Genomic DNA, 24607 nt, shown 5'->3' on the forward strand with positions numbered 1-24607 from the left:
CGCTTTGCACACCTTGCCCGGCGGGCTCAGCGGTCGTCGCTCCGGTCGCTGTTCCGGTCGTCGCCCTGCCGATGCAGCGTCAGGAGTCGTTGCCCTGCCGATGCAGCGTCAGGTCCACCACCAGCGCCCGGTGGTCCGTGTCGCCGATCTCCAGGAAGCGGGCGTCACCGGCCGAGAAGTCCGGCGTCGCCAGCACATGGTCGATCTGCGTGCCGAGCGGCGAGATCAGCGAGGCGGGCCAGCTGGGCGTGCGGGCGGAACCGGCGAGGCGGGCCGCGTCGCGCAGGCCCTCGTCGAGGATGTCGCGGAAGGCCGCGTGGTCCTGGGTGGCGTTGAAGTCGCCCGCGATGATGGTGGAGCCGCCCTTGCCTGCGGCGGCGTAGTCGCGGAGGGCGCCGAGCTCGGAGCGCCAGACGTGGACCTGCTTGGGCAGCGGCGGCATGGGGTGGGCGAGCTGGATCCGGACCTCGTGGCCGCCCTTCAGCTCGGCGACGGCTCCGGGCATCCCGAGGGTTCCGGCGACGCCGTTCGCCTTCTTCAGCGGGAACTTGCTGACGATCAGCGAGCCCTCCGCGCCGCTGGCCTCGCTGCCGCTGCGGTACGGGTACTCGGAGCGGGGCAGCTCGTCGCGCAGGGTGTCGGAGCAGGTGTAGTCGCACTCCGGGACGAAGAGCAGGTCGGGTTTCTCCCTGCGGACCGCATCGACCAGGCCGGGGGTGCCCTGCCCGAACTCCACGTTGGACGCCATGACGCGCAGCTCGGCGACGGCGGGTCCCTCCGGGTCGTCGGCACGGCCGTACGGCTCCATGAACCAGGCGACGGTGCCGAGCGCGGCGACGGCCCAGACGAGCCCGACGCGCCACCGCGCCAGCGCGGCGAGGGCCAGCGCGACGACCACGGGGGCGAGGAACCAGGGCAGGAAGGCGAGGAGCTGGGGGACCGGGGTGAACCCGTCCGAGTCGGCGATCCGGAAGCCCAGTACGGCGCTGACCCCGGCAAGGAGCAGCGCCGCGCACCAGGCCGCACCCCGGCTGCGCACCCGCCGCCGCCCGGAGCGGTCGCCGAACCCGCCCCCGGCCGCGGCGTCCTCGCGCCGCTCTGCCTCTGCCGCAGCCATGCTGTCCAAGGACCGGCCTCTCCGTGGGTGGGTTCTCACCACATGTGATGGGTTCACCAGATCTTCCCTGAGAGACGGCCGGATGCGGGGTAAGGGTTCCTTTCGATCGTCGCGGGCGCTTCTCCGGCCGCTGTCAGTGCCGGGTGGCAGACTCCGCGGGCATGGGTGAACAGGTGAGTCTGAGGGATGTAGGGCAGGACGATCTCGAGGTGTTCCTCGCGCAGGAGCACGACCCGGAGGCCGCGCGGCGGTCGAAGTTCCCGCCGCGGGAGCGGGAGGCGTTCATGACGCACTGGGCGACGCGGGTCCTGGGCGACCCCACCGTCTTCGTGCAGGCCATCACGGTCGACGGCGACCTGGCGGGCAACGTGGTGGCGTGGTGGGACGAGGACCGCCGCTTCATCGGGTACTGGCTGGGCCGGGAGTTCTGGGGCCGGGGCGTCGGCTCGCGGGCGCTCGCCCTCTTCCTGGACCGGGAGCGGAACCGCCCGCTGTACGCGGATCCTTACGAGGGGAACACGGGGTCGGTGCGGCTGCTGGAGAAGCAGGGTTTCCGGCGCACCGGGACGGTCAGGCACGGCGAGGACGAGCACATCATGCTGGTGCTCGACGCAGCGCCGGCGGGGCCGTGACCGACACCGCGGGCCCCTGAGGCAGCCCCTCACACCTCCCGGCGCCGGAACACCACATAGGCAGCCCCCGCCGCCACCAGCGCCCACCCGGCGAGCACCGCCCCGCCCGCCGCGGGCGTCAGATCCCCCGCGTCCTGGTGGACCTGCATCAGGCGCAGCCCCGCCCGGTCCGGCAGCAGCCGGGAGACGGGGCGGGTGCGGGCGGAGACCGCGAGGGCGCCGGAGACCAGGAGCAGCAGGGGCAGCAGGATGCCCAGGGCGGCGATGGAGCGGCGTACCAAGAAGGTGAGGGCCCCCGCGAAGACCGCGAGGAGCGCCGCGTACACCCCGGCCCCGAGCACGGCACGGGCCATCTCGGCGCGGGGCAGCCCCGACAGCGGAGCCCCGAGCGCGCTCATCCCGCAGAGGAACGCCACCGCGCCGCTGACCAGGCCCCAGCCGAGCCCCACAAGACCGAGCAGGGTGAGCTTCGCGGCCAGGAACCGTCCTCTGCGGGGCACGGCGGCGAGCGAGGTACGCAGCATCCCGGTGCCGTACTCCGTGCCGACGGCGAGCACCGCGACCACCACGAGCGCCAGCTGGCCGAACTGCATGCCGGTGAAGGCGAGCCCGATCGGGTCGAAGCCCGACCGGTCCGCCGGGTCCGCGCGCCGGAAGTCGGGCCCGACGAGCAGGCAGAACAGCAGCCCCACCAGCACCGCCATGGCGAAGCCGGAGAGCAGTAGCAGGGAAGTGGAGCGCAGCGTACGGAGCTTGATCCATTCGGCTGCCAGCGCGTCACGCATGGGCGGGGGTCTCCTCTGGGGTCTTCTCCTCTTGTGCCGGGGTACGGAGCCGGTCCGTGGCCGCCCGGTACTCCGTCACGTCCTCGGTCAGCCGGTGGTAGACGTCCTCCAAGGACGGCCGCAGCGGCGTCAGTTCGTGGATGCTCCAGCCGGAGTCCGCCGCGAGATCCCCGATCCGGTCGGCGGCGAGACCGGTCACGATCGCCGTCCCCGCCCCGTCCGGCACATCGCTGACCTGCCCGCCCGCCGCCCGCAGCACCCGCGACAACTCGGCGAGCCGCGGCGACGAAAGCCGTACGGAACCGGCCCCCGCACCGCCCAGCACCTCGTCCATCCGGCCGTCGGCCAGCACCCGCCCCCGCCCGATCACCAGGACGTGATCGGCGGTCACCGCCATCTCGGTCATCAGATGGCTGGAGACGAGCACCGTCCTGCCCTCGTCGGCGAGCGCCCGCAGCAGGTTCCGGAACCAGCGGATGCCCTCGGGGTCGAGCCCGTTGGCGGGCTCGTCGAGCAGCAGCACCTCGGGGTCGCCGAGCAGCGCCGCAGCGATGCCGAGCCGCTGCCGCATCCCCAGCGAGAATCCGCGCACCGGACGGCGGGCCGCGGCCGCGAGGCCCACCAGGCCGAGGACATGGTCCACGCGCTCGCGCGGAATGCGGTGGGTGCGGGCCAGCCAGGCCAGATGGGCGCGGGGGCTGCGGGCCGGGTGCACGGCGGCGGCATCGAGCAGCACGCCCACCGACCGCAGCGGGTCCCGCAGCTCCCGGTAGGGCACGCCGAGGACCCGCGCCGTCCCGGAGTCGGGCACGCCCAGGCCGGTGATCATGCGCAGGGTCGTGGACTTGCCCGCGCCGTTGGGCCCGAGGAATGCGGTGACCCGGCCGGGCGCGACCCGGAAGGACAGCCCGTCGAGCACCCGCCTGCCGTCGTACGACTTCACCAGGTCCTGTACGTCGATCACGCGCGCTCCCCGTCGGGGCGGGACGGCGCCACCGCGCCCGCCCCCGCACCGAGCCGCACCGTCCGGTCGACCAACCCGGCGACGGCCTCCGCCGTATGGGAGACGAGCACCAGCGTCCGCCCCTCCGCCTTCCACCGCGCGAGGTCGTCCCGCACCGCCGACTCGGCGGCTGAGTCGAGGCCGTTGAACGGCTCGTCCAGGAGCAGGAGGCGGGGATCGTGCGCCGTGGCGCAGACGAAGCCCAGCTTCTTGCGCTGCCCCAGGGACAGATCACCGACCAGGACGTCACGGCGGTCGGCGAGGCCCAGCGCGTCCGCGCGGTCGACGAGGTGTGCGGTGCGGACGTTCCACAGGGCCGCCGTCAGCGCCAACTGCTCGTGCGCGGTGAGGTGTTCGTACAGCGGAGGCGGCTCCTGGACATGGCCGAGCAGGGCGCGGGCGGCGCGGTCGCCGGGCCGGTGTCCGCCGATCAGGACGGTTCCGGCCGCCGGGTCGTACAGGCCGGCGAGCACCCCGAGCAGCGTGCTCTTGCCCGATCCGTTGGCGCCGGTGATGTGCACCGCCTCGCCGTCCTCGACGCGCAGCCGCACTCCGCTGAGCACGTCGGTGTCGCCACGGCGTACGACGAGGCCGTCGATGTCGATCAAGTTCGCTTCCTTGGCAGATCGCGCCCGCGCACGGAGCGCAGGCTGAGGGCGAAGAGGAGAAGTACGGCGGCGAGGAGCGCGCTGCCCAGGACGGCGCCCCCGGTCCCGCCCGCGAGGGCCGAGCACAGCCCGAGGCCCACCGTCACCGGCAGCGTCAGCAGGGCGGTGAGCAGCCCCTCCACGATGTCCGCGCCCGGCGCACGGGTGATGCGGCCGCCCTCGAAGCCCTCGGCACGCGGAACGCAGTACCAGGTGAGGACGGTGCTGCAACCGGCCGCCAGCGCCACGGCCACCGGAGCAAGCACCGCGACCGCCCACTGCGCCCCGCTCACCCCGCACAGCAGGGACACCCCCAGCGCGAAGGGCGCCGTCACGCCGAGCACGGCCGCCGCGCAGGCGAGCGCCTTGGCCGCGGGCCAGACCCCGGTCGGGTGCGGGGAGCGGCGCAGCACGTCCCAGCAGTCGCGGTCCGCCTCGATGCCGCAGACCTGGACCACCTCGCCGGTGGTGACCAGCGCGGCGGTGACGAGCAGAGCGCCGAGCGCGGGGAGCGGCAGCTGCCAGGGCGCATGGCCGAGCGTCACCGTGGCCGCGACGCAGGCCGCGCCGCACAGCACGCTCCAGCGCTGCAGCCGCGCGAGCCCGCCGACGGTCGCCGGGTGCCCACGCCGCAGCCGCAGCCAGGCGGTGCGCAGGACCAGACCGGTCGGGGAGAGCGCCCCGAGGTCCCTGCCACCTCGCCCGGTACGCGGTGCCCCGAGGCCCCTGCCGCCGCGCCCGGCACGCGGCGCGCCGAGGTCTCCGGTGCCGCGCACCCGGACGTAGGCCCGCCCCGGAGCCCCCGCGTCACGGCGGGCGGTGGTCCGGGCGCGTGAGTCCGCGGCCCCGGTGGGTATGCCAGGCTCACCGCCGTACAGCGCTCCAGGGTCCCTGCCGCCTCGCCCGGCACGCAGAGCCCAGAGGTCTTTGCCGCCTCGCCCGGCACGCAGTGCCCCGAGGTCCCTGCCACCGCGCCCGGCACGCGGCGCCCCGAGGATTCCGGTGTCGCGCCCCCGGACGTAGGCCCGGTCGGGAGTGCCCGCGTCACGGTGGGCCGTGGCCCGGATCCGCAGGGTCGCGGCGGCCGCCAGTGCGGCGGCGATACCGGCGTAGACCACGGCGGTCGTGCCGAGGCCGTCGGGATCGTGCAGTCGTACCCACAGCTGTGGACGACCGGCGGTCACCGCGTCGCCGATGACCCGCGCCAGATGCTCCCCGGCCTGCCCCGGCGCCGACCCCCACGACTCGACGAACGGCGCCACGAGCACCCCGAGCAGTGCGCCGCCCGCCGCGGCGAGCGCGGTCCGCGGCAGCTGTCCGACCCGCACGGAACGCACCATGAGCAGCGTGACGAGGAGGACCCGCAGCGCCCCGGCGACCACGACCACGCCGCCTACGTTCACCAGCAGGACCGGCAGCAGCTCCCGGCCCCGCGCGGTGGCCATGAGCCAGGGCACACCGGCCGCCCCCACGACCACGAGCAGCCCGAGGCCGAGCCCCGCCACGGGCAGCACGAGCCGCGCCATGACCAGTTGGCCCCGGCTCACGGGCAGCGACCGCAGGATCGCCTCGTCCGGCGGGCGCACCAGCGCGCGGCCCAACGCCGGGTCGGAACTCAGCAGTTGTTGCAACAGCCAGAGCGCGGCGAGCACCCAGGTCCCGGTGGCGAGATCCGCCGATCCGACGCTCTCCAGCGGCGCCACGACCGCAAGAGTCCGCCCCAGCAGGACGAGCGTCCCGAGACCGGCGGCGACCGCACCGCACCCGATCAACTTGGCCGCACGCAGCCGCTGCCGCCCCGCGTCCCCCGTACCGGCGGCCAGATTGACGCGCCTGCGGAGATCGGCAAGGAGCAGCCCGCGGACGGCCCGCGCCCAGGAACGCCCCCGCCCGACCGCTCCGAAGGCGTCACCCATGCCCGGCCGCCGTTTCCCGCTCTTCTCCCTCTTCCTTCTCCGTACGCCGCCTCTGCCGACCCCCGGCGAACCGCTCGGCCGGGCAGAGCACCACGGCCGGGACGACGAGCGCGAGGAAGGCGCCCGAGAGCCAGTGCAGCGCCGACGGGGTCGGCACGTTGAGCCCGACGAACCCGAGCGGCGTCCAGAACAGCGCCCCGGCCACGATCAGCACGATGCTGCCGGACCGGGCGACGGCGACCAGCAGCCCGAGCGCGATCAGCGCGACACCGCTCACCAGCCAGCCCACACTGAGGAGTTGGAGCAGATCCAGCACATTGCCGGGATCACCCGTGACCTTGTCCGAGGTCTCCACCGCGTGCCGGGTCTCCCCGGTCATGGCGCGGAACGTGAAGAAGTAGGCCACCGCACACGCGCCGGCTCCCGCCGCGGCGACACCGCCGGCGATCCGCACGGCGGGGCGGGCGAGCCCGTCGACCACGGCCATCCAGCAGCGCAGCACGAAGTCGATGAGCTTCGGGTTGCCGAGGACGTTGAAGATGAGTCGGTTGATCACGGTTCTCCGGGCTTGGGTCGTACAGGTGGGGGGATGGGGCGGCGCGGGCGGCCTACGTGAGCAGCAGCAGACTTGTCACCCCGAAGACCGCGGTCATCGCCGCCGCGACCGCACAGGCCCGCGGCCAGGCCGCGCCGAGAGCCGACCGCCCGGACCACAGCAGCGCGCCGAAGAGCAGCACGAGCCACGGGTCGGGCCGGGTCAACGAGGCTGCGGCATCGGCGAGCCGACCGCCCGTCAGTACGCAGACCAGCGACCAGCCGGTGAACTTGCCCGCCACGAAGAGCGCCCAGCCGACGGTGAAGGCCCGCCTCGCGCGGACGAATGCGGCGGGGGAGGCAGGGGCGGCGGGGGCGGCTGCCGGTCGGGCCCAGCGCATCGCCACCGCGCCGACGACTCCGAAGACGACGCCCAGCACGCCCACCGTCGCCATATTGGCCAGGGCGGCCGTGCTCCAGCCGATCGCCGTACCGATCCCGACGGCGCCGGACTCGGCGTCGGGCATCCGCTCGACGATCCGGACCCGTATCTCGCCCCAGACGGGCACGGTGAACAGGACGGTGACCACCAGCAGCGCGGCAACGCTCAGCGCGTGCCCGCGCCGCCCGAGCAGCCGGTCACGCCACTGCGGCGCCCGCGCATTCGTGCCGGGAGATCCCGTTCCGGAGAACTCCGCGCCATAGAAAGGGAGATCACCCCCGCGCCCGGCCGCCGCCGCTATGTGCTCACCCATGTCTCCACTCCCGCCGCCACTACAAGTCCCACGAGGGAAATCCCCCACAACCGACAGGCGTCGGAAATCCCGAGCCCATTCCCGAAGCCCTTCCGAGGCCCTGCCGACTTGCCCAGTCCCGATCGCGCCCACATCACCATCGGCACCAGCCCCGCCCCCGCGGAAAGCGCGATGCAGGCCAGCTCCAACGGCATATGGGGCAGCAGATGTCTGACCACATCCGCGCCACTCAGGACGTCCAGTCCCTGACCCCAGCTGTATCCGGCGAGCATGCCGGTGACGAAGGCCAGCGGAATCGTCAGAAGGCCCGCGGTGACGACACCGAGGAAGAGCGCCGCGGAAACTCCTACGTTCCGTACGAGAATCTCCTGGAAGAGACTCCAATCCCCTTGCTGATGAACCCTTTTCGCGCCGTGTCCGTCCCCGCCCGAATTCGCCCACCCGACGGCGAACGCCGTGAACCACAGCACGGAACCGGCCAGCAGGGCGGGCCATTGCCGGCGCAGCAGGCCCGGCACTGCCGCCGGGATGCCGGTGGGGCGATCCCGGCGGCTTTCCTGGAGCATCAGGCGATGACAGCCTTCTTGCCACCCGACTTCAGGGCCTTCTTGATGCCCCAGATGACGATGGCGCCGACGGCGGCACCGCCGCTGACCAGGCCGACGGCCGAGGCGACGTCCATGCCGGTCATGATGGCGTTGGTCACGGTGTTCGCCGATTCCTTGCCCATGCCGACGACGTTCTTCAGGAAGAACGGGGTCGCGACGGCGGCGACGAGGAACGCGCCGAGAATCGTGGACGAGACAGCGGCGCCCTTGCGCACCAGCGAGCGGTTCATGAGTTGCGAATTCCTTTGCGGTTCAAGCCCGGGTGATCCGGGCAACGCAAACGATCTTCGCCAGCCCCGCGACTTTCGGCCATTGCCTCTGAGGGCATTGCCCTAGCAGGCAGTACGCTCGCCGACGGATTCCCGCTCCTGCCCGGCGCACCCGCAGGAACGCAGTGAAAGCGACAACAGGGTCGCTTCGAGGCGGGACTTGAGCCCGAGTTTCCGCACCACGCTGGTGAGATGCGCCTTTACGGTGCGCTCGGCGATGCCGAGGCGGCGCGCCAGGACGCGGTTGGTCTCACCGTCCCCCAGTGCCATCAGCACTTCGGATTCCCGCTCGGTGAGCCGATCCAGTTCGAGATGGCCGAAGGAGACACCGTAGGACTCTGCGGTCCTGCGGTGTCTCTCGCGGCACATCGATATGTGTTCCCCCACAGCTGAACTCCCCCCACAAATGGAACCGCCGAGGGATTCCCAGGGTCAGTGGGAAGTCCGGTACTGCTCGGCGACTCGGCCCCAAGGGCCTCATATCTCCACACAGTACCTCAAGTTGATCACTGCCCCGCAGCCGCCGAGACGGCCGCACGGTGTACCTACTTACGGTTGTAGAGCCGCATCGTGACCGGTCCGAACACCGCCACCAGGAGCACGATCCAGACCAGGGTCCACACCAGGGACGAGCCCGGTGACGTACCCGCCATCAGATCGCGTACGGCGGAGGCGAGATGGGTGATCGGCTGGTTGTTCACGAAGGCCTGGAGCCAGCCCGGCATGGTCTCGGGCTTCACGAAGATGTCGCTGAGGAACGTCAGCGGGAAGATCACCATCATGCTGACGCCCATCACCGACTTCTCGGTGCGCAGCACGAGCCCGAACATCGTCCACACCCAGGAGAAGGCGAAGGAGAAGACCAGCAGCAGGAGCACCCCGCCGAGCACGCCGAGCACCCCGCCGTCCGGGCGGAAGCCGAGGATGATGCCGACGGTCAGCATGACCACCGACGCGATCGCGTACCGCAGGGCGTCGCCGAGGAGATAGCCGACCATCACCGAGGGACGCCAGATCGGCAGCGTACGGAAGCGGTCGAAGACGCCCTTCTCGATGTCGGTGTTGACCGAGACGCCCGTGTACATCGTGATCATGACGACCGACATCACGAGGATGCCGGGCAGCAGGTACTGGATGTACTCGCGCGGAGATCCGGCGAGCGCGCCCCCGAAGAGGTACGTGTACATCAGCACCATCATGATCGGGAACGCCGTCACGTCGAAGAGCTGCTCCGGCACATGCTTGATCTTGAGCATGGCCCGCCAGCCGAACGTCAGCGAGGCGGAGAGCGCGCTGGGCCGCGGCGGCCGCTCACCGGCGATGAGCAGTTCGGCGAGGGACTCGGCCTTGACGGGCGCGAGGTCCTGGGCCTCGGTGGTGGTCACGGTGCTCATGCCGTCGCCTCTTCCTGGGGAGTGCCGGCGGCCGTGCCGGCCGCTTCCGTGGAGTGGTGGGTGGTGGTGCCGGTCAGGGCGAGGAAGACCTCGTCGAGGCTCGGCTGGCCGAGCGAGAAGTTGTCGACGGTGATCCCGGCGTGCGCCAGCTCGGCGAGGGCGCGGGACGCCTTCTCGGCGGCGCCCACGCCGTTCTGCTCGCCGTTGCCGACGCGGGCGGTGAGGGCGACCGGGTCGGGCTCCAGCTGGACCTCCGCGTCGAGCGTGAGCCGCAGCACCCGCTCGGCGTCCGTCCGCTGTGCCGCGTCCCGCAGCCTGACGTGCACGGACCCCGCGCCGACCGACGCCTTCAGCTCGCCCTTGGTGCCCTCCGCGATGACCTTGCCGGTGTCGATGACGGCGATACGGGAGGCCAGGTGATCGGCCTCGTCCAGGTACTGCGTGGTCAGCAGCACCGTCGTGCCGTGCGCGACGACCGCCCGCACGATGTCCCAGACCTGGTTGCGGCTGCGCGGGTCGAGCCCCGTGGTCGGCTCGTCGAGAAAGAGCAGGTCGGGGGTGTTGAGAATGGAGGCCGCGATGTCGATGCGGCGCCGCATGCCGCCGGAGTAGTTCTTCACCTGCCGCGCTGCCGCGTCGGTGAGCCCGAACGCCTCAAGCAGTTGCGCCGACCTCTCGTACGCCGCCTTCTTGCCGTGCCCGGTGAGCCGGCCGAGCAGCACCAGGTTCTCCGTGCCGGTCAGGTCCTCGTCGACCGAGGCGTACTGCCCGGTGAGGCTGACCCTGCTGCGTACGGCGTCGGCCTCGCGCACGACGTCGTGGCCGAAGACGTGGGCGTCACCGCCGTCCGGGCGCAGCAGGGTGGCGAGCATCTTCACGGTGGTGGTCTTGCCCGCGCCGTTCGGCCCGAGCAGGCCGTAGACCGTGCCGGCCGGGATGGTGAGGTCCACACCGTCGACGGCGCGGTTGTCGCCGAAGGTCTTCACCAGGCCCGCGGTCTCGATGGCCACGCTGTTCATGTCGTACGCCCTCTTCCACTCGATGGTCGGCACGCGTTCCATACGTGTTGCGTCACGAGGGCAGACCGCCCGGGCGGCTGAAACTCATCGTCCGGTGGAGGGCTGCTCCGAACGGGTGTTTGCTGGTGGAGGGGGACGAGGAGGTCGATCATGCGGACCACTCCGGCCCTGCGGACCACTCCGGCCGCTCTGGGAACCCTTGCCGCCGCGCTCCTGACCGCGGGCGCACTGTCCCTCGGGGGTGCCAGTCCAGCATCCGCCGCGGGCCCACCGCCTCGCAACGACAATAATCACGGCCACGAGAGCCAAGGCCACGACAACCACCGCCACGACGTGATCTGGGGGACGATCGTCGCCCCCCACGACCTGAACATCCGGGACCGCCCGTCCACCGGCGCCGCGATCGTCGCGAAGCTCCCCTCGGGCAGCCAGGACCGGGTCGAGTGCGCGACGCGGGGTACGAGCGTCTGGGGCAACCCGTACTGGTACTGGCTGGGCGGGGTGCAGGGCTGGGCCAGCGCCTCGTACGTCGATGTCGGCAACCAGCACGTGCCGCGCTGCGGCTCCTCGGCCTCGCACGACCCGTGCCCGCAGTACAAGCCGTGCTGCGACCCGTGCCCCGACGGCTGCAACCGCTACCACTGACCCCGCCGAGTTGCCCGCCGGCGGGCGCGGGTGTGCCCTGGTAGAGGGGCGAAGGAGTCTGGAGGAACCGTCATGGCTCACGCGGCACCCACAGCACCCGCACCACACCTGCGGACCGGCACCGCCGTCAACCGGGCCGGCGCCGCGGCGATCGTGCTCGGCTTCGTCTACGCCCTGATCGTCGTCCAGCGCGACGCCGGCTCCATGGCGAACGGCAATGCCTGGCTCGGCATCGTCACCGGCGTCGTCTTCGCCGGGCTCTTCATGGCCGTCTACATGGCGGCCCCCCGGCTCCCGCGCGAGCTGCGCGGGATGGCCTGGGCGAGCTTCGCCGGCATCACCTTCGGCTATCTGTACAGCCAGGGCATGCCGGGCCCGAGCGTCCTGCGCTCGACGGGGATGGCGCTGGCGATAGCGGCGTCGGTGTTCGCGGCGATGTTCTACCGGTTCTACACGCGGGAGTAGGCGGCTTCTGCACGCGGGAGCAGGCGGCGCCAGGCGGCTCGGCGGGGGCACGGGCGGCTACAGCACCGCCAGATCCATCGCACGCGCCATCGCCCGGTACCCCGCGTCGTTCGGGTGCAGGTGGTCCCCGCTGTCGTACTCGGGAGCGATGCGTTCGCCGTCCGCCGGGTCGGCCAGGGCCTTGTCGAAGTCGACGTACGCGTCGTACTCGCCCGAGCCGCGCACCCAGTCGTTGAACGCGTCGCTCACCGCCGCCGCCCGCTCCCCGTAGTGGTCGGAGCCGCCGAGCGGCAGCAGCGTCGCGCCGATCGCCTTGACGCCCTTGGCGTGCGCCGCGCGGATCAACTTCCGGTGGCCCGCGACGAGTTCCTCCGCGCTGATCTTCGGGGCGGGCTTGTAGGTGGGGGTGTCGCTCTCGCTGAAGCCGATGTCGTTGAGGCCTTCCAGTACGACGACCGCGCCCACGCCGGGCAGGTCGAGGGCGTCCCGGTCGATCCGGGCGGTGCCCCGTTCGCCGTACCAGGCCGAGTCGTTGAGCACGAGGTTGCCGCCGATGCCCGCGTTCAGCACGCGGCGGGGCATGCCCTCATCGGCGAGGCGTTCGGCGAGCGCGTCCGACCAGCGGCGGTTGAGATCGGTGGAGGAGGCGAAGCCGTCCGTGATGGAGTCGCCGAAGAGGACGATCCCGTTGCTCTCGCGCGGCCGGTCGCCGCCGACGTCCACGCCCGAGAGGAAGTACCAGGACTCCGTCGACGCCGTGAACGCCTCCGCGCCCGTGTCGGCGGTGTGCTCGCCGTCCGCGCGGTAGCTGGTCGCGAACGACTGGGCGTGGAAGGTGGCGGGCCCGGTCGTCCGGGCGAGATACAGGGTGACGCTGACGGATTCGAAGGCGTGCAGCTTCAACTCCACGTCGTCGCTCGTGAGTTGACCGTACGCGGGAATCTCGACCGCCTCCCTCCCCTCGAAGCTGAGCCACCGCACCGATCCCTCCTCGACGGCGGCCCCCTTCTTCGTGCGGGCGATGGTCGCGCCCGCGATGTGCAGCGGGGACGTGCCGTACGCGTTGGAGAGCCGGACGCGGGCCCGCTCGCCGCCCTCGGTGACGCGGACGACCTGGCGCAGGGTCTGGCCGGAGAAGCCCTCCTCGGACCAGTTGGGCTTGAAGCCGACGCTCGCGCGCTGGGGCGATGCGGCCCAGGCGGCGACGGTGGACGTACCGGTGGTGCGGTTGCCTGAAGGCATGGGAATCTCCGGGGAGTCGAGGCGGGTTCCGAGGTCCGTGAAGCGGACCATCCAAAGATCCGCCGCCGTCTCTCCCCGATCAACGGCGATCCATGAAACGATTACCTCGGTCAGACTTATAGATGCAGGTCAGAGGCGCGACTAGCCGCAGGTCAGAGACGCGGCGTGAGGGAGAAGCATGGAACGGCAGGAGCTCCAGACCTTCCTCACCCTCGCCGAGGAACTGCACTTCGGCCGCACCGCCGAGCGCCTCCTCCTCTCCCAGGCCCGCGTCAGCCAGACCGTGAAGCGCCTGGAGCGCAAGATCGGCGCCCCGCTCTTCGAGCGCACCAGCCGCCGGGTCCAGATGTCGCCGCTGGGCCGCCAGCTGTACGCCGACCTGGCCCCGCTGCACCTGGAGATGGAGGCCGCGCTGGCCCGCGCCAAGGACGCCGCGCGCGGCGTCGACGGCGAGCTGACCCTCGGCTTCCTCGGCTCCGGCGCGGGCACGCTGACCGGCGCGATCCTGGAGACGTTCCGCACCCGCTGCCCCCGCTGCGAGGTGCGGATGCGCGAGGTCCAGTTCGAGGACCCGCTCGGCGCCCTGCGCAGCGGCGTCGCCGACGTCCTGTTCACCTGCCTGCCCGTGGCGGAGCCGGACCTGACCGTCGGCCCCGTCGTCATCAACGAACCCCGCGCGCTGGCCCTCCCGCTCGGCCACCGCCTCGCGGGCCGCGACAGCGTCTCCCTGGAGGAACTCGCGGGCGAGACCTTCTTCGGCGTGGTCAACGGAGCGCCCGCCTACTGGTGGGACTTCCACGTCCCGCCCCGCACGCCCAGCGGCCGCCCGATCCACCGCGGCCGGTCCGTGGCCGGCTTCCAGGAGCTGATGACGCTGGTCGCCGCCGGACAGGGGATCTCCCCGGTGGTGGCATCGGTGGAGAAGTACTACGCGCGGCCCGACATCACCTTCGTACCCCTGCGTGACGTGCCGTCGGCGGACGTCGCGCTGATCTGGCGGACGGCGGCCGAGGGCGCCGATCCACGGGTGACCGCGTTCATCGGGGCGGTGCGCGACACGGTCGCGGCGAACGGCGGTCCGGCGCCGTTCTAGGGCCTGTCCGGCGGATCTTGCCCGGGACGCGGCGGCCTGGGCACGCGCATCTGCGGCGTTGTCGTCCATCACCATCGCTGTCGTCAATCACCGTCGCTCCGCGATGCCTCGATCCTCCGCCTTGCAGCTGCACGCACCAGACCACCGCTCACCAGCACAGACAAGGCACCGCCCACAGGAGGCGGCCAGATCCGCCGGACAGGCCCTGGGCGCGACTGCGGCGATCATGTCGTGCGTGACCGCTCTGAGCTATTCCGCCGCATTCATCACGTTCTTCTCCGTCGTCGGCCCGCCCAAGGTCCTGCTGGCCTTCGGCGGCCTCGCGCAGCACCATCCGGTGCCCGAACTGCGCAGGATCGCCTTCGTCTCGTCCGGGGCGGCGGTCCTGGTGGGCCTGGTCGCCGGGATCACCGCGCCCTGGCTGCTCGACCTCTTCCACATCTCCACGCCCGCGCTCCAACTGGCCGGCGGGGTCATCTTCTTCATCTACGCCGTCGGGCTGGTGCTCGGCATGCACCTCGGCACGGACGGTGCGGGCCAGGACGCGCCCGATCTCGTCAGCGGAGTACGGCAGTTGCTGATGCCGTACATCGTGAGCCCGCTCGCCATGACCGCCGTACTCATCGAGGCGGCGGCCCGCGACTCCTGGTCCTGGCGGTCCACGGTCGTCGGCGCCTACGTCACGGTGATCGCCCTCGACCTGGTCTGCGTCGTCGTCCTGGCCCGGCTGCTGCGCGGCACCCACCACGCGACGATCGAACTCTTCGGACGGCTGCTCGGACTGCTGCTCGCGGCGGTCGGTGTGGACCTGGTCCTGGACGGTCTCTTCGCACTCGGGGTGCCGGGCCTGGAGCGGGAGTGATCCGCTCGGTGGCGGCGCTCAGGGCGTGACCACGGCGAAGGAGGGGTCCGGTTTCGTCAGGTACGAGACCAGCCGCGCCAGCAGCTCCGGATCGCCCTCGGTCCCGATCCCGTCAAGACCGCCGTCAAGACCGCCGCCCTGCCCGGAGAACACCCGCACCAGCTGCGCCTTGCTCAGCCGCAGGGTGAGGCCCGGAACGCCGTGCGGGAAGCGGCCGTGCGGGATCTCCCGGTGGGTGAGCGCGCCGTTGTGCAGGGTCAGCCGGTGGCGGCGCTGCTCGTCGGTGAGGACGAGGTCGATGACGAGACTGTCGTCCCAGGCGCGCGGCCCGTCGACGGTGATCGCGACCGCGTCGATGAGCTGCTCGGTGCCGAGCGCCGCAGCGAGTTCCGGGCTCGCGGTGTCGACGGTGCGCGATCCCGTGCCCTGGCGCAGTTCGAGCGCGGAGGTGAGATAGAAGTTGCGCCAGGTGCCGTTCTCGGCACCCCGCCCCAACGCGTCGTATACGGAGGCAAGTTGCTGCTTGGCGGCGGTGTTGTCCGGGTCAGCGAAGACCACATGATTGAGCACGGTGGCGGCGAACCGCAGATCACCCGCTTCGACGTACGAGGCGGCCTTGGCCAGAGCCTCATCCGCGCCGCCCGCCAACTCGACGTACCGCTTGGCGAGTTCGACCGGCGGATGCTCCCACAGGTGGGCCGCGTTGCCGTCGAACCAGCCGAGGTAGCGCTGGTAGATCCCCTTGACGTTGTGCGAGAGCGAGCCGTAGTAGCCGCGCGCGTGCCAGGCCCGCTCCAGGGCGGGTGGCAGCCGCAGCTCCTCGGCGATCTCGGGCCCGGTCAGACCGGAGTTGAGCATCCGCAGCGTCTGGTCGTGCAGGTAGGCGTACAGATCGCGCTGTTCGGACAGCAGCCGTACGACGTTCTCGCGCCCCCAGGTCGGCCAGTGGTGCGAGGCGAAGGCGACGTCGTAGAAATCGTCGAAGAAGTCGATGGCCTGGTCGAGATAGCGGGACCATTCGCGGGCGTCACGGATCACCGCGCCGCGCAGGGTCAGGATGTTGTGCAGGGTGTGCGTGACGTTCTCCGCCAGACACAGGGCGCGCCGCTCGGGGAAGCAGAAGTTCATCTCGGCGGGCGCCTCGGTGCCCGGAGTGAGCTGGAAGAGGATGCGTACGCCGTCGACGATCTCCTCCTGACCGGTGCGGGTGACGTCCACGGTCGGCGGGATCAGCGTGACCGTGCCGGTCGACACGGTCATGCCGAGCCCCGCGCCGATCTGCCCGTCGGGCGACTTGGGCAGCCGGTCGCCGTACATGAACCCGGCGCGGCGGCCCATCGCGCCGCCCGCGTAGACGTTCTCGCTGACGGCGTGCCCCATGAAGCCCTCGGGCGCGATGACCGGGATGCCGTCCTCGGTGCCGTGCGGCAGGACGCCGCGGGCGCCGCCGAAGTGGTCGACGTGCGAGTGCGTGTAGACGAGCCCGGTCACGGGGCGGTCGCCGCGGTGCTCGCGGTAGAGGCCGAGCGCGGCCGCCGCGCACTCGGCGGAGATCAGCGGGTCGATGACGACGACGCCGCGGTCGCCCTCGACGAACGTCATGTTCGACAGGTCGAGCCCGCGCACCTGGTAGATGCCCTCGGTGACCTCGTACAGCCCCTGCCGCGCGCAGAGCCCGCCCTGCCGCCAGAGGCTGGGGTGCGCGGTGTCGGGGCAGTCGCCGCGGAGGAAGGCGTAGGCGTCGTTGTCCCAGACGACTCTCCCGTCGGCGTTCCTGATGACGCCGGGGACGAGGGCGCCGAGGAACCCGCGGTCGGCGTTCTCGAGGTCGGTGGGGTCGTCGTAGTCGGCGGGTCCGTCGAGAGGGAGGCCGTGGTCCGGGGCGCTCATGCGGGGGTTCCCTTCGACGGGCCGGCGGGCGCGGCGGGGTCTGTGGGGGCGGCGGGGCCTGCGGGTCCCGCGGGGTCTGTGGGAGCGGCGGGATCCGACGGATCCATCGTCCGGGCCTCGTCCCTGATGAGCATGTCGGGACGCCCGGTCACCGCGAGCCAGGCGGGCAGGGCGGCGACGCACAGGATCGGCAGCAGATCGAGGTCGGGCACGACGGCGGCCGCGGTGAACAGGCTGAGCCACCCCTGCCGGGTCGTGGCGAGCAGCACGCCGAGGATGGCGCAGGTGATGGCGAGGGCGGGCGGCACCGCGTCCACCAGGGCGTGCGCGAACATGCCGAGCGCGACGCCCACGAAGACCGCGGGGAAGATCCGCCCGCCGCGGAACCCGCAGGTGGCGGCCACACACAGCGCGGCCAGCTTGACCAGGGCGAGCAGCAGGAGGTTGCCCGCGTCGTGCTCGGCGGCCTCGGCGGTCAGCTCCTTCATCTCGTCCAGGCCCTTGAAGAGGGTGAGATGCCCGCCGAGCGCGCCGAGCGCACCGAGGGTGAGCCCGCCGACCGTCAGCATCAGTACGGGGTGCTTCAGCTGACGGAAGGCGCGGTGCAGGAAGGGAAAGGCGTACACGGCGCCGAGACCGACGGCGGCGGCGGCCGTGCTGACGACGACAGCGGAGAGGATGTCGCCCCAATGCGGCCCGCCGTAGGGCTCGACGTCGACCTGGAACGCGGGGTGCGCGACGAGCACCGTGGTGAGCGCGCCGGCACCGGCGGCGACGAGGGGCGCGAAGAGGCGGTCCCAGAGCGGGCGCGGGTCGTCGGGGTCGCTGCCGAACTCGGAGAGGACGAGGGCGGCGGCGACCGGCGTACCGAAGAGGGCGCCGATGGTCCCGGCGGCGGCGAGGAAGACCCAGTTCCCGGCGGGGGTCCGGGGCATCGCCTTCATGCCGAGGAAGTAGGCGAGGGCGATGTTGATGGCGGTGATCGGATTCTCCGGGCCGAGACTGACGCCGCCCGCGAGCCCCACGACGACGGTGAGCGCCAGGCCGGGCAGGACGCGCAGCGGCTCCGGCGGATCGACGAGCCCGAGGGTGGCGGGATCGGGGCCGGCGTGCCCGGGAACCTTCCACACCAGCAGCCCGACGACGAGCCCGGCGGCGGTGAGCACGCCGAGAATCCACCCGGCCGAGGTCCCGTCGACCCCGACCGCGTCGGGCAGCACGTCCCACAGCAGATCCTGCAGCCGCTCGGCGACGAAGCTGAGCAGCAGCAGGACGAGGCTGGACCCGACACCGACGAGAAGCGCGGGCACAACGAGCGGCGCCAGCGCACGGGCCTGGGGTGTGCTCAGGGGTTACCCCAAGTACCGGTGCCGCCCGGTGGGTTGGGGTTGTCGCCCGCCCGCTGCCGTCCCCGATCCACCCGACCTGCCCGATCCGCCTGATCGGTGCACAGCGCCCAGATGACGAAGACGCCGATGCCGATGGAGATGAAGGCCCACACAGGCTGGTACGGCATCCACATGAACTGCACGACGATGGAGACGGAGGCGAGCGCGACACCGCTGGCCCTGCCCCAGGAGGTGCCCTTCAGAATCCCGTACCCGGTGATGGCGACGACGATCCCGAGGATGATGTGGATCCATCCCCAGGCGGTGAGGTTGAACTTGTACGTGTAGTCGCCGATGCGGGCGTACACGTCGTCCTTCGCGACACCGGCGATGCCTTCGAGGACGCCGAGGATGCCGTTCATGAGCATCAGGACACCGGCGAACATGGTCCCACCGGATGCCCAGAGCCCCTCACTGCTGGCCCCCCGCCGCGGCGCGCCCCCTCCGGACGCGGAACTGTCGGACGCGCTGCTCATGGCCGCCCCTCTTTCTGTTCAGTCCATTCGTGTTCAGTCAGGTGGGTCCGAGCCTGGGTCGACGGGGGAGGGGAGGCTAGCGGGGCGGGGCTGTTCGGGTGAGGGGGGGAGGTGGGCCGGGCCCTAGTCGAGTGACCCCATGCACCAATCGGCGCATACTCAGCGAGGCTGAGATCATCCGGCAGGGCATTCACCTTGCCGCCATGGCCAATCGCGTCTGGGACGAGCGCGAGCCGCTGTTCTCCCGGACCTTCGCGGGGCCGGGTCGCGCCCTGGCCAAGGGCGAGGTCCGTGATGCCGTGGCGGACACAGTGAAGCGTGAAGCCGGGACTGGGGCCGAGCCCGAGCCCGAGTCCGAGGGGTCCGTGCCCGACCCCGGAAGCGCCGCGTGATCATCGTCGTCGCCGGCACCTCTGGCCTGCTGGCCGCGCTCGACTCCACACCCCACCCGGAGTGCGGGGCCACTCGCGAACTCGGCCGCGAGGCCGCCATGAGCGCGGTCGACGACATCCGGGGCTGGATGCGCCGGGGAAGGGCCGTCGCCCCGGAGATCACCGAGGACCACCTGGGCGCCGCTCAGTTCGTACGGGCTCGCTGCGGCGCACTCGACCTTGACCTCACCGACGCGGTGAACGTGGCCCTCGCCGCGGAGTTCGACACCGACGCGATCCTCACCCTGGACCGCCGCGACTTCCGTGCCGTGCGGCCGCTCGGCCGGCACAAGACGTTCCGGGTTCTGCCGGACGACCTGCCGCTCTGAAGGCTCACTGCGACGTCACCCCCTCACCAGGACTCGACCACCGCCCCGCCCCGCTCCTCCCTCCGCCACGCCTCGTCCAGGCGGGTCAGGCGGGACGTCGTTGCCATGCCCTGTAGGGAGGCGATCTTGCCTGCCGTGAGTTCCAGGGTCACCGCTCCCGCCACCCTGCCCCCGATCACCGCCACGATGGACGGAGCGCCGTTGAGGAACGCGATGTGGAGTGCGGGGGAGCCGCCCGCCAGGCGGCGTTTGGCCGGGGTGGGGCGGAAGCCTGCCCGGATGTACGACGCGACGCGCTCCCGCGTGTTGTAGCGGAGCAGACGCCTCGCCAGGCCCGCGCCGTCCGACACCGCCGTCACGTCAGCCGTCAGCATCTCCACCAGACGTTCCGTACGGCCCGACATCGCCGCCGCCAGGAACTCCTCCACGATCCGGCGCGCCGTCGCGGGGTCCACCTCCTCGCGGCCCCGGCGCTCCGCCGTGATCCGGCGTCGCGCCCGGTGGACATGCTGCTGGCTCGCGGACTCGGTGACGTCGAGGATCGCGGCGATCTCGGCGTGGGGGTAGGAGAAGGCCTCGCGCAGGACGTATGCGGCCCGCTCGACCGGCGACAGCCGCTCCATCAGCGTCAGGACCGCCAGCGACACCGACTCACGCTGCTCGAACGTGTCGGCGGGGCCCAGCATCGGGTCGCCCTCCAGAAGCGGCTCGGGCAGCCACGCGCCCGCCGTCCGCTCGTGCCGCGCCTGCGCCGAGCGGAGCCGGTCGAGGCAGAGGTTCGTGGCGACCTTGGTCAGCCACGCCTCCGGCACCTCGATCCGCTCGCGCTCCGCGGCCTGCCAGCGAAGGAACGTGTCCTGTACGGCGTCCTCCGCGTCGGCGGCCGAGCCGAGCAGACGGTACGCCAGCGAGGCCAGCCGGCCCCGGCTGGCCTCGAAGCGGTCGACGGCAGCGCTGTCCATGCGGGGCAGCCTATGCGGCGGCCCTCACGCCGGCTGCCGCCCCGTCGGCAGGAACAACGGCAGACGGCACCAGGCGGCGCCTGCGCTTCGGCATCCCGAACGTGGGGTGCGCGATGCCGAAGCCCGCCCCCTTCAGCACACCCGACTTGAACCGCGTCGCCGTCCAGCCGCCCACGTACCAGCCCTTCGCCCGCACCTCCCCGTCCACCATCTGGAAGATCGCGTCCCGCCGCCCGAGGCTGATGTGGTTGCCGTAGTGCTTGAGCCCGACCGTCGGGATCTCACCGCCCGTCAGGCGCGCGATGATCGCCGCGGTCGCCTGCATGTTGGTGAAGCCCGCCGACGCGCAGGACATCGGCAGCGGGCGGCCGTTGTCGCCGACGGCGTAGACGCTGTCACCGGCGGCGTACACAGCCGGGTGCGAGACCGAGCGCATGGTGCGGTCGACGACGATCTGACCGGTCTCGGCGACCTCCAGGCCGCTCGCCGCCGCGATGGGGTGCACCGCGAACCCCGCCGTCCACACGGTCACATCGGCCGGCAGCGACGTGCCGTCGGCCGTGATCACCCGCGTCGGCTCGACCGCTTCGACGGTCGTGTGCTCGTGAACCGTGACGCCGAGCCGGTCGAAGGCCTGGCGCAGGTGGCGGCGGGCCTTCGGGGAGAGCCAGGCGCCCAGCTCGCCGCGGGCGGCCAGGGCGACGGAGAGGTCGGGCCGCGCCTCCGCGAACTCGGTTGCCGTCTCGATGCCCGTCAGACCTTCACCGACGACGAGTACGGTGCCGCCCCCGCCCAGCGCGTCGAGCCGCTCCCGCAGCCGCAGCGCCGAGGCACGGCCGGTCACGTCGAAGGCGTACTCGGCCGCTCCGGGGACACCGTTGTGGGCCACCGAGCTGCCCAGGGCGTAGAGGAGAGTGTCGTACGAGAGCTCGCCACCCCCATCGGCACCGTCACCCCCATCGGCACCGTCACCCCCACCCGCCACGTCCGCCAGCGCCACCTTCCCGCGCTCCGGGTCCACGCCCGTGACCCGCGCCACCCGCAGCCGCACCCCCGTGCCCGCGAAGACGTCCGCCAGCTTGCGGACCGCGAGGTCCTGGCCGCTCGCCAGCTGGTGGAGCCGCATCCGCTCCACGAAGTCGGGCACGGCGTTGACGACGGTGATGTCGACGTCGGCGGGGGAGAGCCTGCGGGCCAGGTTCCCGGCGGCGAAGGCCCCGGCGTATCCGGCGCCCAGGACGACGATGCGGTGCTTCATGGCGATGCTCCTGTCTCGTTCGCGTGCCCCTTGAACGGGACAGCCCTCCGATTGCTGACAGAAGCCGGCTGTGACGCCGGTCACCGACCCCGGCGCCCCGCCTCCTCACCCCCGCACATGCCCCCTGCGATGCAACCCCTTGATCTCCTCCGCCAGCTCCGCCGCCGGTCCCGCCACCACCGCACCCGGCACGATCTCCCCGATCGGGAGCGCACGGACCGGACCGGCCGGGACGTCCAGCTCCGCCAGCCAGGACGTCAGCTGGGCGCTGGACGCCGCGTAGACGATGCGGCCGAGGCCCACCCAGCCGTGGGCCGCCGCGCACATCGGGCAGTGTTCGCCCGAGGTGTAGACCGTGGCCGCCGCCCGCTCCTCGGGGGACAGCCGCTCCGCCGACCAGCGGGCGATCTCGAACTCCGGATGGCGCGTGTGGTCGCCGCCCGCCACGCGGTTGCGGTCCTCGAACAGGACCTTGCCGTCCGCCGACACCAGCAGCGAGCCGAAGGGTTCGTCGCCCGCGTCCAGGGCCTCCCGCGCCAGCTCCACGCAGCGGCGCAGATGGTGGAGGTCGCTCTCGGTCAGGGGGTTCACGTCAGGCATCGGACTCCGTCCACGTTCGCAGCAGTTCCTCGCGTTCCGCCGACCGCGGCGTGCCCCCCTCGTGGGCCCGCCCCCACTCCGCCATCGCCGTCAGCGTCGTATGCAGTGTGCCCGCGCCCTCGGTCAGCCGGGCGAGGAGCGCGCCGGAAAGGTCGTGCTCCGTACGGGAGTAGCCCGTCGCCGCCGCCGTGTACACCGTCAGGTCCGTCGTCCCGTCCTCGGCGTCCGTGACGGACAGCGTCATCGTCGCTGCCTCGTCGGAGCCGCCCAGGCCCACCGTGAGCGCCATGTCCACCAGCACGCCCACGTTCCGCTTCAGGGACTTCACGGGTACGTCCGACACGGTCAGCGCCCGTACGTCCTCCCAGGGCCAGAGGCCCGACTGCTTGTCGCCGAGCGCCATCACGCCCTCCGGCGTCAGCCGCACCCCGGGTGCCAGGCCCGACGGCTTCGCGCCCACGTACACATCGCCCTCGGCGATCCAGAACAGGCCCACCATGGCCATGGTGATCCCCCATTTCCCCCGGCAGAAAAGCCGTACACAACGTTCAGGTCGACCACCGCAACGCACGAAGGGGCCGGGAGGTTCCCACCTCCCGGCCCCTTCGTCACGTGCGTCAAGAACTACTGCTCCGGCGACCTCTTCGGCCGCCACACCACCAACGCGCTCGCCTGCTGCACGTCCTGGTACGGAACGAGATCGCGACGGTACGAGGCATGCACCGCCGCCTCACGTTGCTGCATCGCGACGGCGGCTCCCTCCACGGCCGCGGAGAGCTCCGCGACTCGGGACTGCAGCGCCGCGACCTGGTTCTCCAGCTCGATGATGCGCTTGATGCCCGCGAGGTTGATGCCCTCCTCCTGCGACAACTGCTGCACCGTACGCAGCAGTTCGATGTCGCGGGCGGAGTAGCGCCGGCCCCGGCCCGCCGTGCGGTCGGGCGAGACCAGGCCGAGGCGGTCGTACTGACGCAGGGTCTGCGGATGCAGCCCGCTCAGCTGGGCAGCGACCGAGATGACGTATACCGGCGTCTCGTCGGTCAGCTGGTAGGGATTTCGACGGCGGCCGTCCATCTCATGCTCCCTTCGCGGCCTGGAACAGTTCTGCCCGCGGATCGTCGTCCGCAGTCGCCTTGCGGTAGGACTCCAGGGCTTCCTTCGCCGAGTCGGTCAGAGACGTCGGAACCGACACCTCCACCGTCACCAGCAAGTCGCCCCGCGAGCCGTCCTTGCGGACCGCGCCCTTGCCCCGCGCCCGCATCGTACGGCCGTTGGGCGTGCCCGGCGGCAGTTTCAGTGTCACGGCGGGGCCGCCAAGGGTGGGGACCTTGACCTCGCCGCCCAGTGCCGCCTCGGCGAACGTCACCGGAACCGTCACCGTCAGGTTGTCGCCCTTGCGGCCGAAGACCGGGTGGGCGTCGACATGGACGACGACGTACAAGTCGCCCGCCGGGCCGCCCCGTTCACCGGGACCGCCCTTGCCGCGCAGCCTGATCCGCTGGCCGTCGCTGACGCCCGCGGGAATGCGCACCTGCATCGTGCGGGACGACTTCGCGCGGCCCGAGCCCTTGCAGACGTCGCAGGGGTCCTGGGCGATGAGCCCACGGCCCTTGCAGTCGACGCACGGGTCGGTGAGCGAGAAGCCACCGCCGCCGCCCCGCGAGACCTGACCGGTGCCGACGCAGGTCGGGCAGACCCGCGGGTTGCCGTTCTTGTCGCCGGTGCCGGAACACGCCTTGCAGGGCGCCTGGGAGGACATCCGGAGCGGCACCGTCGCGCCGTCCACCGCCTCCGTGAAGCTCAGCGTGACCTCGGACTCGATGTCCTGGCCGCGCCTGGGCTGCGTACGCGTGCCGGTCCCAGCACCCGCGCCGCCCCGGTTGAACAGGCCCCCGAAGACGTCACCGAGACCGCCCCCGAAGCCGCCGCCGGCGCCCGCTCCACCGCCGCCCTGGGCGCCGCCTCCGAAGAGGTCGCCCAGGTCGAAGTTGAACGAACCGCCGCCGCCCGCTCCAGGACCGGCCCTGAATCCGCCGTTGCCGAAGAGAGCACGCGCCTCGTCGTACTCCTTGCGCTTCTTGGGGTCCCCGAGGACGTCGTTCGCCTCGGAGATCTCCTTGAAGCGCTCCTCCGCCTTGGCGTTGCCCTTGTTGGCGTCCGGGTGGTTCTCGCGGGCGAGCTTCCGGTACGCCTTCTTGATCTCGGCCTCGGTGGCGTCCTTGGGGACGCCGAGGACCTTGTAGTAGTCCTTCTCGATGAAGTCCTTGGTGCTCATCCCCGACGTCCC

General features: G+C 71.9%; 29 protein-coding genes. 7 read left to right on the top strand and 22 right to left on the bottom strand.

Annotated elements, in window-relative coordinates; translation table 11 throughout:
• Window positions 1-79: 79 nt before the first annotated feature.
• Window positions 80-1117 (bottom strand): endonuclease/exonuclease/phosphatase family protein, encoded by a 1038-nt coding sequence (locus ACIBKX_RS22855; protein ID WP_363270213.1) that lies wholly within the window; start codon window positions 1115-1117, stop codon window positions 80-82.
• Between the two features lie 161 nt (window positions 1118-1278).
• Here ACIBKX_RS22855 and ACIBKX_RS22860 point away from each other — a divergent pair, with 161 nt between their 5' ends.
• Entirely contained in the window at window positions 1279-1749 is a 471-nt protein-coding gene (locus ACIBKX_RS22860) for a GNAT family N-acetyltransferase (protein WP_363270212.1), read from the top strand.
• Window positions 1750-1778: 29 nt separating this feature from the next.
• On the opposite strand, the gene ACIBKX_RS22865 is transcribed toward ACIBKX_RS22860, so the two are convergent.
• The 11 genes from ACIBKX_RS22865 to ACIBKX_RS22915 form a co-directional block, all read right to left on the bottom strand.
• Complete coding sequence (locus tag ACIBKX_RS22865) at window positions 1779-2534, bottom strand: ABC transporter permease (protein ID WP_363270211.1); 756 nt, start codon at window positions 2532-2534, stop codon at window positions 1779-1781.
• Window positions 2527-3498, bottom strand: a complete 972-nt coding sequence (locus ACIBKX_RS22870; RefSeq protein WP_363270210.1) for an ATP-binding cassette domain-containing protein — start codon at window positions 3496-3498, stop codon at window positions 2527-2529. Before ACIBKX_RS22870 ends, ACIBKX_RS22865 begins: the two co-directional genes overlap by 8 nt.
• Entirely contained in the window at window positions 3495-4145 is a 651-nt protein-coding gene (locus ACIBKX_RS22875; protein WP_363270209.1) for an ABC transporter ATP-binding protein, read from the bottom strand. Before ACIBKX_RS22875 ends, ACIBKX_RS22870 begins: the two co-directional genes overlap by 4 nt.
• Window positions 4142-6100, bottom strand: a complete 1959-nt coding sequence (locus ACIBKX_RS22880) for a hypothetical protein (protein ID WP_363270208.1) — start codon at window positions 6098-6100, stop codon at window positions 4142-4144. The genes ACIBKX_RS22875 and ACIBKX_RS22880 overlap by 4 nt, the downstream gene beginning before the upstream one ends.
• Window positions 6093-6656: a hypothetical protein gene (locus ACIBKX_RS22885; protein ID WP_363270207.1), complete on the bottom strand. Its 564-nt coding sequence runs from the start codon at window positions 6654-6656 to the stop codon at window positions 6093-6095. Before ACIBKX_RS22885 ends, ACIBKX_RS22880 begins: the two co-directional genes overlap by 8 nt.
• Before the next feature lie 52 nt (window positions 6657-6708).
• On the bottom strand, window positions 6709-7389 hold the full coding sequence (locus ACIBKX_RS22890; protein ID WP_363270206.1) for a hypothetical protein: 681 nt from the start codon (window positions 7387-7389) through the stop codon (window positions 6709-6711).
• On the bottom strand, window positions 7374-7955 hold the full coding sequence (locus tag ACIBKX_RS22895) for a stage II sporulation protein M (RefSeq protein ID WP_363270205.1): 582 nt from the start codon (window positions 7953-7955) through the stop codon (window positions 7374-7376). The genes ACIBKX_RS22890 and ACIBKX_RS22895 overlap by 16 nt, the downstream gene beginning before the upstream one ends.
• The gene (locus ACIBKX_RS22900) at window positions 7955-8227 is read right to left on the bottom strand and encodes a hypothetical protein (protein WP_363270204.1); all 273 of its coding nucleotides are present in this window, start codon (window positions 8225-8227) and stop codon (window positions 7955-7957) included. The genes ACIBKX_RS22895 and ACIBKX_RS22900 overlap by 1 nt, the downstream gene beginning before the upstream one ends.
• 102 nt (window positions 8228-8329) lie before the next feature.
• A complete protein-coding gene (locus tag ACIBKX_RS22905; RefSeq protein WP_363270203.1) occupies window positions 8330-8653 on the bottom strand; it encodes a LuxR C-terminal-related transcriptional regulator in 324 nt (107 codons plus the stop codon).
• 158 nt (window positions 8654-8811) lie between these two features.
• A complete protein-coding gene (locus ACIBKX_RS22910) occupies window positions 8812-9660 on the bottom strand; it encodes an ABC transporter permease (protein WP_363270202.1) in 849 nt (282 codons plus the stop codon).
• Complete coding sequence (locus ACIBKX_RS22915; protein WP_363270201.1) at window positions 9657-10721, bottom strand: ATP-binding cassette domain-containing protein; 1065 nt, start codon at window positions 10719-10721, stop codon at window positions 9657-9659. The genes ACIBKX_RS22910 and ACIBKX_RS22915 overlap by 4 nt, the downstream gene beginning before the upstream one ends.
• Before the next feature lie 108 nt (window positions 10722-10829).
• Here ACIBKX_RS22915 and ACIBKX_RS22920 point away from each other — a divergent pair, with 108 nt between their 5' ends.
• Together ACIBKX_RS22920 and ACIBKX_RS22925 are read left to right on the top strand one after the other, a co-directional pair.
• Entirely contained in the window at window positions 10830-11324 is a 495-nt protein-coding gene (locus ACIBKX_RS22920; RefSeq protein ID WP_363270200.1) for an SH3 domain-containing protein, read from the top strand.
• A gap of 72 nt (window positions 11325-11396) precedes the next feature.
• Complete coding sequence (locus ACIBKX_RS22925; protein WP_363270199.1) at window positions 11397-11789, top strand: hypothetical protein; 393 nt, start codon at window positions 11397-11399, stop codon at window positions 11787-11789.
• Window positions 11790-11846: 57 nt separating this feature from the next.
• Here ACIBKX_RS22925 and ACIBKX_RS22930 read toward each other — a convergent pair whose 3' ends face one another.
• Window positions 11847-13031, bottom strand: coding sequence for an SGNH/GDSL hydrolase family protein (locus tag ACIBKX_RS22930; protein ID WP_363270198.1), 1185 nt, complete (start codon window positions 13029-13031; stop codon window positions 11847-11849).
• 178 nt (window positions 13032-13209) lie between these two features.
• Here ACIBKX_RS22930 and ACIBKX_RS22935 point away from each other — a divergent pair, with 178 nt between their 5' ends.
• Both ACIBKX_RS22935 and ACIBKX_RS22940 read left to right on the top strand, forming a co-directional pair.
• Window positions 13210-14124: a LysR substrate-binding domain-containing protein gene (locus tag ACIBKX_RS22935; RefSeq protein ID WP_363270197.1), complete on the top strand. Its 915-nt coding sequence runs from the start codon at window positions 13210-13212 to the stop codon at window positions 14122-14124.
• 235 nt (window positions 14125-14359) lie between these two features.
• On the top strand, window positions 14360-14986 hold the full coding sequence (locus tag ACIBKX_RS22940) for a MarC family protein (RefSeq protein ID WP_363270196.1): 627 nt from the start codon (window positions 14360-14362) through the stop codon (window positions 14984-14986).
• 18 nt (window positions 14987-15004) lie between these two features.
• Here ACIBKX_RS22940 and ACIBKX_RS22945 read toward each other — a convergent pair whose 3' ends face one another.
• From ACIBKX_RS22945 to ACIBKX_RS22955, 3 genes are read right to left on the bottom strand one after another with little or no spacing between them, the layout of a single operon-like run.
• Complete coding sequence (locus ACIBKX_RS22945) at window positions 15005-16876, bottom strand: alkyl sulfatase dimerization domain-containing protein (RefSeq protein ID WP_363270195.1); 1872 nt, start codon at window positions 16874-16876, stop codon at window positions 15005-15007.
• A complete protein-coding gene (locus tag ACIBKX_RS22950; protein WP_363270504.1) occupies window positions 16873-18225 on the bottom strand; it encodes an ion channel protein in 1353 nt (450 codons plus the stop codon). The genes ACIBKX_RS22945 and ACIBKX_RS22950 overlap by 4 nt, the downstream gene beginning before the upstream one ends.
• A complete protein-coding gene (locus tag ACIBKX_RS22955; protein ID WP_399375909.1) occupies window positions 18222-18740 on the bottom strand; it encodes a hypothetical protein in 519 nt (172 codons plus the stop codon). Before ACIBKX_RS22955 ends, ACIBKX_RS22950 begins: the two co-directional genes overlap by 4 nt.
• Before the next feature lie 98 nt (window positions 18741-18838).
• Here ACIBKX_RS22955 and ACIBKX_RS22960 point away from each other — a divergent pair, with 98 nt between their 5' ends.
• Both ACIBKX_RS22960 and ACIBKX_RS22965 read left to right on the top strand, forming a co-directional pair.
• A complete protein-coding gene (locus ACIBKX_RS22960) occupies window positions 18839-19132 on the top strand; it encodes a hypothetical protein (RefSeq protein WP_399375911.1) in 294 nt (97 codons plus the stop codon).
• A complete protein-coding gene (locus ACIBKX_RS22965; protein ID WP_363270193.1) occupies window positions 19129-19500 on the top strand; it encodes a VapC toxin family PIN domain ribonuclease in 372 nt (123 codons plus the stop codon). Before ACIBKX_RS22960 ends, ACIBKX_RS22965 begins: the two co-directional genes overlap by 4 nt.
• Before the next feature lie 23 nt (window positions 19501-19523).
• Here ACIBKX_RS22965 and ACIBKX_RS22970 read toward each other — a convergent pair whose 3' ends face one another.
• The 6 genes from ACIBKX_RS22970 to dnaJ all read right to left on the bottom strand — a co-directional run bounded on the left by ACIBKX_RS22970 (window position 19524) and on the right by dnaJ (window position 24595).
• On the bottom strand, window positions 19524-20462 hold the full coding sequence (locus tag ACIBKX_RS22970) for a sigma-70 family RNA polymerase sigma factor (RefSeq protein ID WP_363270192.1): 939 nt from the start codon (window positions 20460-20462) through the stop codon (window positions 19524-19526).
• Window positions 20463-20472: 10 nt separating this feature from the next.
• Window positions 20473-21720, bottom strand: coding sequence for an FAD-dependent oxidoreductase (locus ACIBKX_RS22975; RefSeq protein ID WP_363270191.1), 1248 nt, complete (start codon window positions 21718-21720; stop codon window positions 20473-20475).
• A 105-nt stretch (window positions 21721-21825) separates the two neighbouring features.
• On the bottom strand, window positions 21826-22302 hold the full coding sequence (locus tag ACIBKX_RS22980; RefSeq protein ID WP_363270503.1) for a nucleoside deaminase: 477 nt from the start codon (window positions 22300-22302) through the stop codon (window positions 21826-21828).
• 10 nt (window positions 22303-22312) lie between these two features.
• Complete coding sequence (locus ACIBKX_RS22985) at window positions 22313-22825, bottom strand: hypothetical protein (protein WP_363270190.1); 513 nt, start codon at window positions 22823-22825, stop codon at window positions 22313-22315.
• 119 nt (window positions 22826-22944) lie between these two features.
• Complete coding sequence (locus ACIBKX_RS22990; RefSeq protein WP_135334684.1) at window positions 22945-23394, bottom strand: heat shock protein transcriptional repressor HspR; 450 nt, start codon at window positions 23392-23394, stop codon at window positions 22945-22947.
• Between the two features lies 1 nt (window position 23395).
• On the bottom strand, window positions 23396-24595 hold the full coding sequence (dnaJ, locus tag ACIBKX_RS22995) for a molecular chaperone DnaJ (protein WP_363270189.1): 1200 nt from the start codon (window positions 24593-24595) through the stop codon (window positions 23396-23398).
• Window positions 24596-24607 lie beyond the last annotated feature (12 nt).

Origin of the sequence: Streptomyces sp. NPDC050658 (assembly GCF_044457025.1) — a bacterium.
Lineage (GTDB): Bacteria > Actinomycetota > Actinomycetes > Streptomycetales > Streptomycetaceae > Streptomyces.